This window comes from Brevibacterium sp. SIMBA_078 (assembly GCF_046534565.1).
Classification (GTDB): domain Bacteria; phylum Actinomycetota; class Actinomycetes; order Actinomycetales; family Brevibacteriaceae; genus Brevibacterium.
Genome location: NZ_JAWRYQ010000067.1, coordinates 1 through 363, shown reverse-complemented (window position 1 = coordinate 363; position 363 = coordinate 1). Strand labels below are relative to the sequence as shown.

The following is a 363-nucleotide window of genomic DNA, read 5'->3' as shown; positions in this document are numbered from 1 at the left end:
ATGATAGCCCTAAACAAGCTTGGAACAAACTTGTGAAAGGATTTGATGACATATCTGAAAATGATGTAATAGATACATTCTTATTACACTTTTGGATCTCAAGGCAAGAGTATACAACTGATAAAAAACTTTTCTCTTGCATTAAAAGTTATATCTTAAAATCTCCCAACAATGCTAAGACTTTACTAGAAAATATAAGCTCTTCTGCTGTGAACTACTGTGAAATGATTAGTCCTGAGAGTTCAATATGGACTAAAGAACAGTTCGAAGTAAAACTATCTTTAGAAGCTTTAAATAGCTTTAATGTTAAACAGCAATCCTCCTTCGTTCTATCCCTATTAACAGCTTACAAAGAAAGAAAAG

1 protein-coding gene is annotated in these 363 nt (G+C 31.7%); it reads left to right on the top strand.

Annotated elements, in window-relative coordinates:
• A partial coding sequence (locus SB749_RS18895) for a hypothetical protein (protein WP_410711653.1) occupies positions 1-363 on the top strand: 363 nt, incomplete at both ends.